Source organism: Mongoliimonas terrestris, assembly GCF_001927285.1.
Taxonomy (GTDB): Bacteria; Pseudomonadota; Alphaproteobacteria; order Rhizobiales; family Pleomorphomonadaceae; genus Chthonobacter; species Chthonobacter terrestris.
In genome coordinates this window covers 133928-148862 of record NZ_MSIG01000004.1, presented here as the reverse complement: position 1 = coordinate 148862, position 14935 = coordinate 133928, and the positions used below count along the sequence as shown (strand labels likewise).

Annotated in this window: 13 protein-coding genes; 9 read left to right on the top strand and 4 right to left on the bottom strand. The window is 71.1% G+C overall.

Translation table 11 applies throughout. The annotated features are described in order from the left end of the window. Window positions 1–158 precede the first annotated feature (158 nt). The 7 genes from BUQ68_RS07155 to BUQ68_RS07125 all read left to right on the top strand — a co-directional run bounded on the left by BUQ68_RS07155 (window position 159) and on the right by BUQ68_RS07125 (window position 8086). A complete protein-coding gene (locus BUQ68_RS07155; RefSeq protein ID WP_075215267.1) occupies window positions 159–806 on the top strand; it encodes a thiamine phosphate synthase in 648 nt (215 codons plus the stop codon). Continuing rightward, the gene (locus tag BUQ68_RS07150; protein ID WP_075215266.1) at window positions 803–1906 is read left to right on the top strand and encodes a tetratricopeptide repeat protein; all 1104 of its coding nucleotides are present in this window, start codon (window positions 803–805) and stop codon (window positions 1904–1906) included. Before BUQ68_RS07155 ends, BUQ68_RS07150 begins: the two co-directional genes overlap by 4 nt. A 164-nt stretch (window positions 1907–2070) precedes the next feature. Next, a complete protein-coding gene (locus BUQ68_RS07145) occupies window positions 2071–2865 on the top strand; it encodes an inositol monophosphatase family protein (protein ID WP_075215265.1) in 795 nt (264 codons plus the stop codon). Window positions 2866–3115: 250 nt separating this feature from the next. Continuing rightward, window positions 3116–4108, top strand: coding sequence for a flagellar motor protein MotA (locus BUQ68_RS07140; RefSeq protein ID WP_175577758.1), 993 nt, complete (start codon window positions 3116–3118; stop codon window positions 4106–4108). A gap of 4 nt (window positions 4109–4112) precedes the next feature. After that, on the top strand, window positions 4113–5141 hold the full coding sequence (locus BUQ68_RS07135) for a peptidoglycan -binding protein (RefSeq protein WP_075215263.1): 1029 nt from the start codon (window positions 4113–4115) through the stop codon (window positions 5139–5141). Between the two features lie 547 nt (window positions 5142–5688). After that, the gene (glmM, locus tag BUQ68_RS07130) at window positions 5689–7035 is read left to right on the top strand and encodes a phosphoglucosamine mutase (RefSeq protein ID WP_075215262.1); all 1347 of its coding nucleotides are present in this window, start codon (window positions 5689–5691) and stop codon (window positions 7033–7035) included. A 298-nt stretch (window positions 7036–7333) separates the two neighbouring features. After that, window positions 7334–8086 carry an outer membrane protein gene (locus BUQ68_RS07125; protein WP_075215261.1) on the top strand — a complete coding sequence of 251 codons (753 nt, stop codon included), beginning with the start codon at window positions 7334–7336 and terminating at the stop codon, window positions 8084–8086. 118 nt (window positions 8087–8204) lie between these two features. On the opposite strand, the gene BUQ68_RS07120 is transcribed toward BUQ68_RS07125, so the two are convergent. The 3 genes from BUQ68_RS07120 to fni form a co-directional block, all read right to left on the bottom strand. After that, window positions 8205–9218: a sensor histidine kinase gene (locus BUQ68_RS07120; RefSeq protein ID WP_075215260.1), complete on the bottom strand. Its 1014-nt coding sequence runs from the start codon at window positions 9216–9218 to the stop codon at window positions 8205–8207. 86 nt (window positions 9219–9304) lie between these two features. Then, window positions 9305–9892 (bottom strand): DUF2585 family protein, encoded by a 588-nt coding sequence (locus BUQ68_RS07115; protein ID WP_075215259.1) that lies wholly within the window; start codon window positions 9890–9892, stop codon window positions 9305–9307. 151 nt (window positions 9893–10043) lie between these two features. After that, window positions 10044–11174: a type 2 isopentenyl-diphosphate Delta-isomerase gene (gene fni / locus BUQ68_RS07110; RefSeq protein WP_083656401.1), complete on the bottom strand. Its 1131-nt coding sequence runs from the start codon at window positions 11172–11174 to the stop codon at window positions 10044–10046. A 139-nt stretch (window positions 11175–11313) separates the two neighbouring features. Between fni and BUQ68_RS07105 the strand changes: the two genes are divergently transcribed. After that, entirely contained in the window at window positions 11314–12285 is a 972-nt protein-coding gene (locus BUQ68_RS07105; protein ID WP_175577757.1) for a polyprenyl synthetase family protein, read from the top strand. 240 nt (window positions 12286–12525) lie between these two features. Beyond that, window positions 12526–13029, top strand: a complete 504-nt coding sequence (locus BUQ68_RS07100; protein ID WP_075215478.1) for a sterol desaturase family protein — start codon at window positions 12526–12528, stop codon at window positions 13027–13029. Between the two features lie 521 nt (window positions 13030–13550). On the opposite strand, the gene BUQ68_RS07095 is transcribed toward BUQ68_RS07100, so the two are convergent. Next, the gene (locus BUQ68_RS07095) at window positions 13551–14747 is read right to left on the bottom strand and encodes a phosphoglycerate kinase (RefSeq protein ID WP_075215258.1); all 1197 of its coding nucleotides are present in this window, start codon (window positions 14745–14747) and stop codon (window positions 13551–13553) included. Window positions 14748–14935: the final 188 nt, after the last annotated feature.

Genomic DNA, 14935 nt, shown 5'->3' with positions numbered 1-14935 from the left:
GATGGATGCACCGGACGAACCGGCGTGATAAAGCCTCGCTTCAAGGCGGCCCCGCCGCCCGGGCCGGGCTCGCGCGGCGCTGCCGCCTTCCCGGTTTTGCCGCAATCGGATCGCATCACTTCCGCCGATCCGACCCTTGAAGAAAGCCAGCATCCGCCGTGCCGCGCGCCCGTCTTTATCTCGTCACGCCCCGCACCCTCGACCTCGCCACCTTCCCGGCGCTCCTGGAGGCCGCCCTCTCCGGCGGCGACGTCGCCTCTCTGCTGATCGCCCCGGAGGTCTCCTCGGAGGCCCACCTGCAGCGCATCGCCGAGGCCCTGACGCCGATCGCCCAGGCCCGCGACGTGGCGGTGCTCGTCGTCGACGACACCCGCGCCATGGGCCGCGCCAAGGCCGACGGCCTCCACGTGGAGGCCGGGCCGGAAGCGCTAGAGGAGGCGATCGAGCGCTTCGAGGGCAAGTCCATCGTCGGCGCCGGCAACCTGAAGACCCGCCACGAGGCGATGGCCGCCGGCGAGGCGGGCGTCGACTACGTGATGTTCGGCCTCCTCTCCCGCGACGACGACCCGGAGGCGCACCGCAAGACCCTCGACCTCGGCGGCTGGTGGGCCGGCCTCTTCGAGCCGCCCTGCGTGGTGCTCGCCGGCACCACGGCGGAGAGCATCGAGGACTGCGCCGAGACGCGGGCGGAGTTCGTGGCCGTGCGCGGCTTCGTCTGGGACCACCCGGACGGCCCGGCCGCCGCGGTCGGAGCCGCCAACGCCCTCCTCGACGCGGTCCATGCCCGGATCGGAGAGCCCGCATGACCCGCCGCCTGCGCCACGCGGTGATCGCCGGCGCCGTGGCGATGGCGGCGACGCTCGGCCCGGGCGGCATCCACGCCGAGGGCGCCGGCCCGGAGACCCATGCGCCGCAGCCGGGGTCCGACCCGGACGCCCGGTCGGTCCGCACCCTCAGCCTCGGCCGCGACTCCGTGTCGATCGACGAGGCCGCCGCGCCGGACGTGGAGCCCTTCCTGCCGCCGCCGACCGACTTCGATCCGACGCTGGAACTCCCCAACGCCGACACGGTCGACTACGCCTACGGCGCCTTCCAGCGCGGCCTCTACCTGACGTCGCTCGCCATCGCGCTGGAGCACGCCACCGACGGCGACGCCACCGCGCAGACCCTCGTCGGCTTCATCTACGCCAACGGCTACGGCGTGCCGAAGAACCCCAAGGAAGCCGCCATCTGGTACGACCTCGCCGCCAAGGCGGGCGACGCCGGTGCCATGATGGAGCTCGCCAACCTCTACGCCCTCGGCGTCGGCGTCGCGCGCGACCAGGCCCGCGCGCGCACCCTCCTGGAGGCGGCCCTCGCCAAGGGCCGCAAGGAGGCCGCCTACGGCCTCGGCCTCCTCTACCTCGACCCGGAGAACGACGAGGCGGACCTTGCCAAGGCCGCCCGCGTGTTCGAGACGGCCGCCGCCGCCGGCAACGCGGACGCCGACTACGCGCTCGCCACCATGTTCGCCGAAGGCCGCGGCGTGGTGCGCGATGCGTCCGAGGCGGCCCGGCGCATGAGCCGCGCAGCCCGCGGCGGCCACATGGGCGCGCAGGTCGAATACGCCATCATGCTCTTCAACGGCAACGGCGTGGAGAAGGACGAGCGCACCGCCGCCGCCTGGTTCCGCCTCGCCGCCCAGGCCGGCAACCCGGTGGCCCAGAACCGGCTGGCGCGCCTCTACGCCGCCGGCCTCGGCGTGCCGCTCAACCTCGCCGAGGCCGCGCGCTGGCACCGCAAGGCGCGCGCCGCCGGCATCTCCGACCTCTGGCTCGACGGCATGGTCGGCGGATCCGCCCCGCCGTCCGCCGCCGGGGTGCCCACCGCAACCGCACCGGCCGAGCCCGATACCGCGAAGAACTGAGCGGGCCAACCCGCCAGCCTCGCCGCCAAGGCTTTTCGCTTGAACTCGCCGGTCGTTTGTGGTGGATGCCACAGCCCAGCATCTTTTCTCCCGGACCCGCCGCCTCCGGCCGTTTCGGCCGCCCGGCGGCCCGCGTTCCCCGACTTCACCAAGGATCTCCCCCGATGGCCCGCTCCGCTCTCCTCAACGTCATGGTGGCGGCCGCCCGCAAGGCCGGGCGCGGGCTCGCCCGCGACTACGGCGAGGTGGAGAACCTGCAGGTCTCCATGAAGGGCCCGGGCGACTTCGTGTCGGCCGCCGACAAGAAGGCCGAGGAGGTGCTCCTGGAGGAGCTCCGCCGGGCACGTCCCACCTTCGGCCTCCTGATGGAGGAATCCGGCGTCCACGAGGGCACCGACACGGACAACACCTGGGTGGTGGACCCGCTCGACGGCACCACCAACTTCCTCCACGGCATCCCGCAGTTCGCCATCTCCATCGCCCTGGAGCGCGGCGGCGTGCCGGTGGCGGGCGTCATCTACAACCCGGTGACGGACGAACTCTTCACTGCCGAAAAGGGCGGCGGCGCCTTCCTCAACGACCGGCGCCTGCGCGTCGCGGCGCGCAAGGACATGGTCGACTGCGTCATCGGCACCGGCGTGCCGCACCTCGGCCGCGGCGACCACGGGGCCTATCTCAACGAGCTCCGCCAGGTGATGGCCAACTCCGCCGGCATCCGCCGTATCGGCGCCGCCGCGCTCGACCTCGCCTGGGTGGCCGCCGGCCGCTACGACGGCTTCTGGGAGAACGGCCTCAACGCCTGGGACGTCTCCGCCGGCTGGCTGATGATCAAGGAGGCCGGCGGCTACGTGACCGACATCAACGGCCGCGAGAAGATCCACGAGACCCGCACCATCGTGGCCGGCAACGAGCACATCCACCGCCAACTGCTCGCCACCCTCGCCAAGGCCCGCGGCTGAGCGGGACCCTTGCAGACGGCCCGGCTTTGGGACGGTGAACGCCGTGGCGACTCGCCCGTTTCCCCGCGCCCGGCCGGCGACGGTAAGGGTGCTTTGCAAGGTTCCGCGGCCACCTGTGCCGTAACGGCACGGATCACCGTCGTCTTTCCCCGTCATTCTTCCGTGGCCGTCGACAAGATCCAAAACCGTTTTCCATTCGCCTTGAATGCCGGTTAGAGTGCGGCTCACCGAACCGGGACCACGAGACGCCATGGCGAGTGACATCGAAGGGACCAAGCTGTCCTCCCCGTTGGTTTATTTGCTGCGGATGGTCGTCTTCCTGGTCATCGTCGCGTTTCTGCTGATGCTGCTCTATCGCCAGCTGCAGACCGCCTTCGTGGCCAACCCCGGGCTCAACGGGCTGATCCTCGCCGTCGGGGTGATCGGCATCATCCTGTCGTTCCGGCAGGTGATCCGCCTCTTCCCCGAGGTGCGCTGGGTCAACTCCTACCGCTACGGCGAGCCGGGCCTGGAAGTCCGGCGCGCGCCGGTGCTCCTCGCCCCCATGGCGACGCTCCTCGGCGACCGGCTGGGGCAGACGTCGATCTCCACCACGGCCATGCGGTCGATGCTCGATTCGATCGCCAACCGGCTCGACGAGGCGCGGGAGATCTCCCGCTACATGACCGGCCTCCTGGTCTTCCTCGGCCTCCTCGGCACCTTCTATGGCCTCATCTCCACCGTCTCGTCGGTCGGCAACACCATCCAGGCGCTCGACGTCGGCTCCGGCGCCGCCGGTGTCATCTTCGAGGACCTGAAGGCCGGCCTGCAGGCGCCGCTCGCCGGCATGGGCACCGCCTTCTCGTCGTCCCTCTTCGGCCTTGCCGGCTCGCTCATCCTCGGCTTCCTCGACCTCCAGGCCGGGCAGGCGCAGAACCGCTTCTATCTTGATCTTGAGGACTGGCTCTCCACCCAGGCCGAACTGGAGGGCATCAACTCCGCCGATTCGCGGACCCCCGGCGGAGCGCCGGACCAGCTGCGCCTTGCCATCGAGCGGCTGACCCGCACCCTGCAGGACGGCGGCGGGCGGCTGCAGAGCCACGCGCTCGCCAACCTCGCAGAGGGCGTCCAGGGCCTCGTGCAGCACATGCGGGCCGAGCAGCAGCTCGTCCGCTCCTGGGCCGACGCCCAGGCGGAACAGCAGAAGGAGATCCGGCGCCTGCTGGAACTCCTGACCGGTGCGGTCGAACGCACCAGGGATTGATGCCATGGCCCTCAGCCGCCGCCGGTTCACCGCCCAGCAGGACTATTGGCCGGCCTTCGTCGACATGCTGTCGACGCTCGTGCTCTCCATCATCTTCCTTCTCTCCGTGTTCATGCTGGCGCAATTCTTCCTCAGCCAGCAGATCACCGACCGCGACACGGTGCTGACCCGCCTCAACGCCCAGATCGCCGAGCTGACCGAACTGCTCGCCCTGGAGCGGGCGAACAACCGCGACCTGCAGGACAACATCTCGCTGCTGCAGTCGAGCCTGACCGCCGCCGAGGCCGCCCGCAGCGAGTTGCAGGGCGCGATCGAGGAGAGCGCCGGCTCGGAAGACCAGACGGACCGCCAGATCGCCGTGCTCTCCGGCCAGCTGTCGGACGAGAAGCGGTCGAGCCAGCGGGCGCTCGCCCAGGTGGAGCTTCTCAACCAGCAGATCTCCGCGCTCCGTCGGCAGATCGCCGCCCTGGAGGACGCCCTCAACGCCTCCGAAAGCCGCGACCGGGAGAGCAGCGCCAAGATCGCCGACCTCGGCCGCCGCCTCAACGTCGCCCTCGCCCAGCGGGTGCAGGAGCTCGCCCGCTACCGCTCCGACTTCTTCGGGCGCCTGCGCGAAATCCTCTCCCAGCGCTCCGACATCCGCGTCGTCGGCGACCGCTTCGTGTTCCAGTCGGAGGTGCTGTTCAACTCCGGGCAGTCCGACGTGAACGTGGACGGCCAGGGCGAACTCGACAAGCTGGCGGCCGCCCTCGTGGAGCTTGAGGGCCAGATCCCGGACGAGATCGCCTGGGTGCTCCGCGTCGACGGCCACACCGACGCCCGCCCCCTCTCCGGCACCGGCCGCTTCCGCGACAACTGGGAGCTCTCCGCCGCCCGCGCCATCTCGGTGGTCAAGTACCTCGTCTCGCAAGGCGTCTCCCCGGAACACCTCGTCGCCGCCGGCTTCGGCGAATTCCAGCCCCTGGAACCCGGCGACGACGACACCGTCAACGCCCGCAACCGCCGCATCGAGCTGAAGCTGACGGAGCGGTAGGGCCCTCGCGGGCGATCGCCACGGTCGGACTACACCGCGCCGCGTCCGCCGTGCTCGTTGCGTTTCCGCATCCTCCATCCTCGACCGTCATGGTCCGCGAAGGCGGACCACCCACGCATTCCCGGCGTTCCCTCGCCACCCGACCGGATGCGTGGCTGGTCCGCCTGCGCGGACCATGACGGGGATGGCGCTGCGGGCCACACCATCGACCCCGCCCGAGGAACGCGCTCCCGCTCGTCGTCGTCCCGCTCGCCCAGCCAAGATCGTCACCCCGGCGAACGCCGGGGCCCAACCGACGGTCGTCCATCCTCACGGGCGAGGCTCGCAACGCCGTCGGCTGGATCCCGGCCTTCCGCCGGGATGACGTCGAGGGCGCCACCCCAACGGCACGCCCCCTCCCTGCACCCGCCGAACGGCCGGGCCTTGCGGCTGACCGTTACGGATGCTCATAATTTGTGAACCAATTTTGCGGACGGTTTGCATTAAGAGAGGGCAGGCACAGGCTCGGCCCTTCCGCCCGATTGTTCTCACGAGTACGGCTTTTCCCATGTCCCGCACCTATTTCGGCACCGATGGCATCCGCGGCACCGCCAACCGCTTCCCCATCACGCCCGACATCGCCCTCAAGGTGGGCATGGCGGCCGGCCTTGCGTTCAAGCGGGGCAAGCACCGCCACCGGGTGGTGATCGGCAAGGACACGCGTCTTTCCGGCTACATGATCGAGCCGGCGCTGACCGCCGGCTTCACCGCCGTCGGCGTGGACGTCTTCCTCACCGGCCCGGTTCCGACCCCGGCGGTCGCCATGCTGACCCGGTCGCTCCGCGCCGACCTCGGGGTGATGATCTCGGCCTCCCACAACGCCTTCGCGGACAACGGCATCAAGCTGTTCGGGCCGGACGGCTACAAGCTTTCCGACGACGTGGAGACGGAGATCGAGGCGCTGATCGACGGCGACCTCTCCGGGCGGCTCGCCGGCCCGCAGGACCTCGGCCGCACCAAGCGCGTGGACGGCGACCGCGCCCGCTATGTGGAGTTCGCCAAGCGCACCCTGCCGCGCCACCTGTCGCTCGACGGCCTGCGCGTGGTGGTCGACTGCGCCAACGGCGCCGCCTACCGGGTCGCCCCGGAGGTGCTGTGGGAACTCGGCGCCGACGTGGTCACCCTCGGGGTGGAGCCGAACGGCTTCAACATCAACAAGGAATGCGGCTCCACCAGCCTCGACGCGGTGGTCGCCAAGGTGCACGAGGTGCGCGCCGACATCGGCATCGCCCTCGACGGCGACGCCGACCGGGTGATTCTCATCGACGAGAAGGGCCAGATCGTCGACGGCGACCAGCTGATGGCCGTGGTGGCCCATTCCTTCAAGGAGGACGGCCGGCTCGCCAAGCCCGGCATCGTCGCCACCATCATGTCCAACCTCGGGCTGGAACGCTATCTCGCCGCCGAGGGCCTCGACCTCGTCCGCACCAAGGTGGGCGACCGCTACGTGGTGGAGGCCATGCGGGCGAGCGGCTACAACGTGGGCGGCGAGCAGTCCGGCCACATCGTTCTGTCCGACTACACCACCACCGGCGACGGCCTGGTGGCGGCCCTCCAGGTGCTGGCCGTCGTCAAGCGCTCCGAGCGCCCCATGAGCGACATCTGCCACCGCTTCGACCCGGTGCCGCAGATCCTGCGCAACGTCCGCCATGCCGGCGGCAAGCCGCTCGAACGCGACACCGTCCGCCTCGCCATCGCGTCCGGCACCGATCGCCTCGGCTCCGGCGGCCGGGTCGTCGTGCGCCCCTCCGGCACCGAGCCCCTGATCCGGGTGATGGGCGAGGGCGACAACGAGAGCCTCGTCTCGGCCGTGGTCGACGACATTATCGAGGCCATCTCCTCGGCCGCCGCCTGATACCGAGCCCGACCGGGCGCCGGCCGGTCCGACCTTCAAGCGGCTCCCATGCGCCGCCGCGCCGGCGGCAGGATCCGGCCTGCCGCCCGTCCGCCTTCGGTGCATCCTGCACGTCGCCAAGCCCGCCAACCGGCGGGCTTTTTCGTGTTCCGACGTCCATTCACCGATCGGCAACCATAACCGGCGTGGTTAAGGAATGTGGTTAAGCAGCCATTAACCCTCTTCGATCATGGTGAATCACGAATGAATTCACGAGCGGCCCCCCGGGGCCGGTGCGCGTCGCGAAGGGACCGATCCGATGAAATTTCTCGTCTTCGTTGCATCCGGGTCCGTGTTGGCCCTGGCCGGTCTGATGTCGCCGGTGCTGGCCGCCGACATGCCGGAATACCCCATCATCGAAACGCCCGAGCCCCTGCCCCTGCCGTCGGCCGGCGGCTGGTACCTGCGCGGCGACATCGGCTACAAGGCCTACTCGGACCCGAACGCCGACTTCGACGAGACCGGCTACGAGCCCTTCTGGGGCGAGTCCCTGGACGACACGGCGGTCATCGGCGCCGGCGTCGGCTACCAGTTCAACAACCACCTGCGCATGGATGCCACGCTCGACTACGAGTTCAAGTCCACCTTCGAGGGCAACCTGAACTGCCGCGCCCCGTGCGTCGGCGGCGGCGCCGGCTTCAGCGAGGAGGCGGCGGACATCGACGCCTGGAGCGGCCTCATCAACGCCTACGTGGACATCGGAACCTGGTACGGCTTCACGCCCTACGTCGGCGCGGGCATCGGCGCCAGCTACCTGACCACATCCAACGTGCGCACCGTCAGCGCGCCGACCGCCGAATACGACGGCGACGGCACCTGGAACTTCGCCTGGGCCCTGATGGCCGGCACCTCGTTCAAGATGACCGAGAACCTGCTCCTCGACATCAACTACCGCTACATGAACCTCGGCGACGCCAAGAGCGACACCATCCCGACGTTCACGGCGCCGCTGGAATACAACGACATCGAGGCGCACGAAGTGCGCGTCGGCCTGCGCTACAACCTGTTCTGACACCGGATCGGTTCAAGCGAACGGCGGGCGGCCCCTCGGGCCGCCCGTTGGCGTTTCGGGCTGCCGCCCATAACCGGCTGATGAAGGTCGGAGGAGGCCGACCTTCATCAGCCGGTTGTCACGTCTGCATGCGGAAGCGCAGCGCCGCGCCCACGTCGGAGGGCAGCGCCTCCACGTTGCCGCCGCTCTGGCGGATGAGCCGGGTGAGGAGGCGCAGGCCAAGCGTCCGCGGCCGGTGCAGGAGATCGGGCGTCGGCAGCCCCACGCCGTCGTCCGTCACCCGGATCGCCAGCGTGCCGTCCGCCTCCGCTTCCAGACGCACGCTGACGCGCCCCTTGCGGCCGTCCGGGAAGGCGTGCCGGGCGGAATTCATCAGCGCCTCGTTGAGGGCGAGCCCGATCGACAGGCTGCGGTCGAGGGTCAGGCGCACCGGCCCGCCGACCGAGGCGTCCGTATAGTCGAACGACGCGCCGCCCGGCTGCAGCGCGCCCGCCGCCTCCACCAGCGCCCGCAGGTAGGCGGAGAGGTTCACGGCGGCGAAGCTGTCGCCCTCGTGCAGCATGGCCTGGATCAGCGCCATGGCCTGCACCCGCTGGGCGGCGTCGCGCAGCGCCGTGCGGGCGACCGGATCGGCGGCCGCGTCCGCCTGCATCACGAGCAGGCTGGTGATCATCTGCAGGTTGTTGCGCACCCGGTGATGGAGCTCGCGGGTGAGCGCGGCCTTCTCGGTCGCCAGCCGCTCCGTCTCCGACAGAGCGACGATCATGTCGGTGATGTCGATGCACGATCCGAAATAGCCCGCGAACGCCCCGTTCCGGTCGAACGGCCGCCCGTTGTCCCTCAGCCAGCGGTATTCTCCGTCGTGGCGGCGGAGGCGATAGTCCATCGAGAACGACTCGCGGGCCTGGAACGCCCGCGTGTAGATCTCCACGCAGCGCGCGTGGTCGTCCGGATGCACGCCCTCCGCCCAGCCGAACCCCAGTTCCAGGTCCAGCGGCCGGCCCGTGAAGGCGAGCCAGGGCGCGTTGAAATAGTCGCATCCCATGTCGAGGTCGGAGCGCCAGATCATCACCGGAGCGCCGTCGGCCAGCATCCTGAAGTCCGACTCGCCTCCGTCCACCGCCGCCGCCATGTCGTCCCTCCCGCCGGATCCGACCGCACCCTAGCATGATCTCTTACGTAGTATCGCCTATACGACGCTGCGTTCCGCGCACCGTTTCAGGCCGCGCCGGCGAGCACCTTCCAGGTGGCGCCGATGAGCCCGTCGAAGCCGATCGCCATCATCACCCCTTCGACGACCGCCGCCGCCGCCAGCGTGGCGCCGAAGGGCAGCCGGGCCGCCAGGCCGTAACCCGCCAGCGCGGCGGTCACATCCCCGAACGCGTTGAGGAGGGTGTCGCCGCCATAATCGCCGGCCGCCTGGTCGAGGGTGAAGGCGGCGGCGATCGCCGGCATGTTCTCCACCGCCTCCCAGAGAACCGCGGCCGCCAGGGCGACGATCACCAGCCACGGCTTCGGCCAGTGGGCGGACGTGCGCCAGAGGAGCACGCGAAGGCCCATGCCGTAGATCACGTGCAGCGTCGTGTACCAGTCGAACAGCGCGCTCGATCCGGACGACCCGGCCGAGGGTCCGAAGAGGGCGAAGCCCGTCTCCGGCAGCAACGGCCGGCCATAGGCGACGAGCAGCAGGAAGAGCCCGCCGACGAGCACGGCGGCGACTGCCCCGTAGCCAGCCGCGGAGAGCGGCGGCGGCGAGCGCTTGCGGCGGGCCGGCAGCAGACGTTTCACGGCAGCGGGCAGGAACATGGGCGCGGTCGTCCGTCATGCGGCAACACCGGTGGTTCGGCCCAGCCGCCGGTCGGCGGCCGCTCGACCAAGCCGCCGGTCGGCGGCCGCTCGACCAGACCGCCGATCGGCGGTGCCGGGCTTCGGTAATGCCGAAGGGGCGCCGCCGGTTTCACCGGGCATCGCCCGTTTGCCCCGAAGCGCTCCCGGCGGCCGGTCCCGGCTCCAGCAGCGGCGCCTTGGCGAGCGCGGCGAGGTCCGCCGAACCGGTGCAGAAGCACGCGACCGCCAGCTGGCGGATCATCACCGTCATGTGGTCGATCACCGCCTCGGTGGAGACGGTCGCCTCGCGCAGCACCCCCGCGGCCTGCCCCACCAGGTCGGCGCCGAGCCGGATCGCCTTGGCGGCGTCCACCCCGTCGCGCACCCCGCCGGAGCCGATCACCACTGCCGTCGGGCAGGCGGCCCGCACGTCCGCGATGGCGCGGGCGGTCGGAATGCCCCACCCGGCGAAGGCGAGCGCGACCGCCCGGTCCGCCGGCGACACGGCCCGCTCCGCCTCCACGGCGGCCCAGCTGGTGCCCCCGGCCCCGGCCACGTCGATCACCGGGACGCCCGCGTCCACCAGCCGGCGGGCGAGCGCCCCCGAGATGCCGCCGCCCACCTCCTTGGCGACCAGCGGCACCGGAAGCGCCCGGGCGAGTGCCGCGACGGCATGGAGCACCCCGCGCCAGTCCCGGTCGCCCTCCGGCTGCAGCGCCTCCTGCAGCGGGTTGAAATGGATGATGAGCGCGTCCGCCTCGATCATGTCCACGGCCCGCCGCGCCTCGTCCGGGCCATAGCCGCCGACGAGTTGCGCGGCGCCGAGATTGGCCAGCAGCGGCACGTCCGGCGCCAGCCGCCGCAGCGCCCGGGTGAGGCCGGTGGCCGCCTCGCTCTCCAGGGCCACCCGCTGCGACCCGACCGCGAGGGCGATGCCCAGATGCTGGGCGGCTTCCGCCAAATGGCGGTTGATGGCCGCGGCGCGCAGCGGCCCGCCCGTCATGGAGCTGATGAGCAGCGGCGCGCGGAGCCGCCGGCCGAGGAAATCACGCGAAAGATCCACCGCGTCGAGGTGAAGCTCCGGCGCCGCCGCGTGGGCGAAGCGGATCGCGTCGAACCCGGTCTCCACGCCGCGCGGGGCGGCGAGACCGCCGAGCACGATGTCCAGGTGGTCGTCCTTGCGGGCTTCCAGCGGGCCGGTGCGGCCCGCCTCGGCTGGCCTGTCGGGAAGGCGCTGGTCGGGCAGTCCGGACGCAACCATCATCAACTCCCCGCGTTCCTTCTCGAACTCAAGGTTCGGCTTCGCACTGGTGACAACGCCGCCGCGCCGCCAGGGTTCACATAGGGCGCCGCCGGGCCATGTCGCGGTCGGCGCCGCCGCCATGAAGGTGACAGTCCCGATGATCAGCGAGCCCGCGTCCGCTTTCGTCCCGCAACCGGAAGACGCCCCGGCCGCCGCCGCCGACGGGTTCGACCTGGAGACCCGCGCCTTCCGCCGGATGATCGACGCCCGGCTCGCCCGGCTGATCGGCCCGGTCGGCACCGGCGACCTGGTGCGCGAGGCCATGCGGACCGCGCTCCTGTCGCCGGGCAAGCGGCTCCGTCCCATGATGGCGCTGCTCGCCGCCCGCGATCTCGGCGCCGACGAGGCGGCCGTGCTCGATGCCGGCTGCGCCCTGGAGATGGTCCACACCGCCTCGCTCATTCTGGACGACCTGCCGTCCATGGACGACGCCGCCCTCCGGCGCGGCCAGCCGGCGGTGCACGTGCGCTTCGGCGAGGACATCGCCATCCTGGCCTCCATCGGCCTGCTCGCCCAGGCTTTCGGCACCATGACGGCGGTGCCGCGGGTCACCGGCGACCAGCGCGCGCGCCTCGTCGCCATCCTGTCCGACACCGTCGGCGTCAACGGCCTCGTCGGCGGCCAGTACGCGGACCTTCGCAGCGGCCGCGACCGGACGCCCGCCGATGTCGCCATCGCCAACGACCGCAAGACCGGCTCGCTCTTCACCGCGGCCATCGACAGCGTCTGCGTGATCAGCTGTTCCGACGACAGCTGCCGCCGGCGCTTGCGCGAGTTCGCCCGCGAACTCGGCCAGGCCTTCCAGATCCTCGACGACATCCTGGACAACACCGGCGACGCGAGCCTCCTCGGCAAGGACGTGGACCAGGACCGGGACAAGGCCACCATGATCGCCCTCGTCGGCGTCGACGGTGGACGCCGCCGCCTCGCGCACCATGTATCCAAGGCGATCGGCGCCCTGAAGGACCAGCCCCGCGGCGCCGGCCGCCTCGGCCACCTGGTCCGCTGGGTGTTCGGCGAAGCCATCGAGGCCCGCCGCGAACGGGTCGGCGAAGCCCGCGCCGGGTGAAGCACGGGGGTGCGCCCGGAGGTCGATGCGACGACGTCCGGATCCGGTTCGGCGCAGGCCGATCACCGGCGCCGCATGAGCCTTCCCCGGCTCGGGATCGTCCGTTGTCCTGCGGCGCACGGGCCGATCCAGGCCCGGCGCGCGGATCCACCGACCCGCGCCGGCCGATCCCTCCCTTCCGGGTCGATCGACGGCGCTCCGCCGGCCGATCACCGGCTCGAACGAAAGGACCTTGAACCCGTGTCGGTTGTCGTTGCGCTGTTGATCGTGGTCGCCACCGTGGTGGTGATGGAGGCGGTGGCCTGGGCCTCGCACCGCTACATCATGCACGGCTGGGGTTGGGGCTGGCACCGCTCCCACCACGAGCCGCACGACGGGGCGTTCGAGAAGAACGACCTCTACGCGGTGATCTTCGCCCTCGTCCCTGTGGCCCTCTTCGCCGTCGGCTCGGCCTGGTGGCCGCCCCTCTTCTGGGTCGCCGTTGGCATCACCGTCTACGGCCTTCTCTACTTCTTCGTCCACGACGGCCTGGTGCACCAGCGCTGGCCGTTCCGCCACCAGCCGAAGAACCCCTACCTGAAGCGCCTCGTCCAGGCCCACCGCCTGCACCATGCCGTGGAAGGCCGCGAAGGCTGCGTCTCCTTCGGCTTCCTCTACGCCCCACCCCTCCGCCGCCTCCGCGACGACCTCCGCACCCGCCACGGCGGCAAGGTCCGCCGCGTCCTCGGAGACGACCCTGGCTGAGGGGTTGGGGGACCGTTCGTCAGGGGAGGCGCTAGGGCCGCATCCCGACGCTCCCCATCGTCATGGTCCGCGCGGGCGGACCCGCCACGCATTTCGTGCCGTCGACAATGCGTGGATGGTCCGGCCGAACGGGACCATGACGAGCGCGGTGGGCGAACGGCGCATAAGCGCCCTCCACCCTTCACCCACCCCACCCCCATCGTCATGGTCCGCGAAGGCGGACCATCCACGCATTCCCTAACGTCGCAAACGCGTAGATGGTCCGGCAGAACCGGACCATGACGAGCGTGGCGGGCGAGGGCCAATGACGGGCGGCGAGCGAACCCTCTCCACCCCGCCGCCACCGTCGGGGCCAGATCGTCACCCCGGCGAAAGCCGGGGCCCAACCGTCGGCGGCCCCATCCGCACCGTCCGTGCGATTACCCGGTCGGCTGGATCCCGGCTTTCGCCGGGATGACGGCGTGGCAGGGGGTTGGCCCCGCGTGCAAGCCACCCCGCCAACCACCCCACCCCCCTTCCCCTCACCCCTCCATCAGCGCCTTCACGCCCGGCAGGTCCTTGCCCTCCAGCCACTCCAGGAAAGCACCACCCGCCGTCGACACGTAGGTGAAGTCGTCCGCCGCGCCCGCGTGGTTGAGGGCCGCGACCGTGTCGCCGCCGCCTGCCACCGAGAGCAGCTTCCCGGCCTTCGTGCGGGCCGCCGCGTGGCGGGCCGCCGCGACCGTCGCCGCGTCGAAGGGGGCGATCTCGAAGGCGCCGAGCGGGCCGTTCCAGAGCAGCGTCGCGGCGGCGTCGATCTTCTCCGCCACCACGGCGACGGAGGCCGGGCCGGCGTCGAGGATCATGGCGTCCGCCGGCACCTGGTCCACCGGCACCGTCTCGTTGGCGGCGTTCGCCTTGAACTCGCGGGCGATCACCGCGTCCACCGGCAGCACGATCTCCTTGCCGTCCGCCTTGGCCTTGTCGAGGATGCGCCGCGCCGTCTCGGCGAGGTCGTGCTCGCAGAGCGACTTGCCGACGTTCACCCCTTGCGCGGCGAGGAAGGTGTTGGCCATGCCGCCGCCGATGACGAGGATGTCCACCTTGGCGACGAGGTTCTCCAGAAGGTCGATCTTGGTCGACACCTTGGCGCCGCCGACCACCGCCAGCACCGGCCGCTTCGGCGTGCCGAGGGCCTTCTGCAGCGCGGTCAGCTCCGCCTCCATGGTGCGGCCCGCATAGGCCGGCAGCGCGTGGGCGAGGCCCTCGGTGGAGGCGTGCGCCCGGTGGGCCGCCGAGAAGGCGTCGTTCACATAGGCGTCGCCGAGCTTGGCCATCTCGGCGACGAGGCCCGCGTCGTTCTTCTCCTCGCCCTTGTGGTAGCGGGTATTCTCCAGGAGCAGGATCTCGCCGTCCGCCAGCATGGCGACGGCGGCGGCGGCGGTCTCGCCCACGCAGTCGTCCGCGAAGGCGACCGGCCGGCCCACCGCGTGGGCGAGCGGCGCCACCACCGGCTTCAGGCTGTCCTCCGCCTTGCGCTCGCCCTTCGGCCGGCCGAAGTGGGCGAGCAGGATCACCTTGGCGCCCCTGTCGGAGAGGTCGCGGATGGTCGGCACGATGCGGTCGATGCGGGTCGTGTCGGTGACGACGCCGTTTTCCATCGGCACGTTGAGGTCCACGCGAACGAGCACGCGCTTGCCGGCGAAATCGCCGTCGTCGAGGGTCTTGAAGGCGGACATGGGGGGAGAGCCTCCGGGAACAAGTGTCAGAGCGGGATCGTCATGCGGGTGGGCTGTGGTCGGGGAGACGCGCTTACCGAGGGCGGTGGCCCGGGGCCGTTGAGCAAGGGCCAATCACCTGGGGCCGTGGTTCACCCCTCACCCCAACCCTCTCCCTCAAGGGGAGAGGGGGCGCGTCGAGATTGAGG

Bases quoted from the DNA above. Each gene is read 5' to 3' on its own strand.
- BUQ68_RS07135 (WP_075215263.1), top strand. From the start codon at position 4,113: ATGGCCCTCAGCCGCCGCCGGTTCACCGCCCAGCAGGACTATTGGCCG.
- BUQ68_RS07105 (WP_175577757.1), top strand. From the start codon at position 11,314: ATGATCAGCGAGCCCGCGTCCGCTTTCGTCCCGCAACCGGAAGACGCC.
- BUQ68_RS07125 (WP_075215261.1), top strand. From the start codon at position 7,334: ATGAAATTTCTCGTCTTCGTTGCATCCGGGTCCGTGTTGGCCCTGGCC.
- BUQ68_RS07120 (WP_075215260.1), bottom strand. From the start codon at position 9,218: ATGGCGGCGGCGGTGGACGGAGGCGAGTCGGACTTCAGGATGCTGGCC.
- BUQ68_RS07095 (WP_075215258.1), bottom strand. From the start codon at position 14,747: ATGTCCGCCTTCAAGACCCTCGACGACGGCGATTTCGCCGGCAAGCGC.
- BUQ68_RS07115 (WP_075215259.1), bottom strand. From the start codon at position 9,892: ATGTTCCTGCCCGCTGCCGTGAAACGTCTGCTGCCGGCCCGCCGCAAG.
- BUQ68_RS07145 (WP_075215265.1), top strand. From the start codon at position 2,071: ATGGCCCGCTCCGCTCTCCTCAACGTCATGGTGGCGGCCGCCCGCAAG.
- fni (WP_083656401.1), bottom strand. From the start codon at position 11,174: ATGGTTGCGTCCGGACTGCCCGACCAGCGCCTTCCCGACAGGCCAGCC.
- BUQ68_RS07150 (WP_075215266.1), top strand. From the start codon at position 803: ATGACCCGCCGCCTGCGCCACGCGGTGATCGCCGGCGCCGTGGCGATG.
- BUQ68_RS07140 (WP_175577758.1), top strand. From the start codon at position 3,116: ATGGCGAGTGACATCGAAGGGACCAAGCTGTCCTCCCCGTTGGTTTAT.
- glmM (WP_075215262.1), top strand. From the start codon at position 5,689: ATGTCCCGCACCTATTTCGGCACCGATGGCATCCGCGGCACCGCCAAC.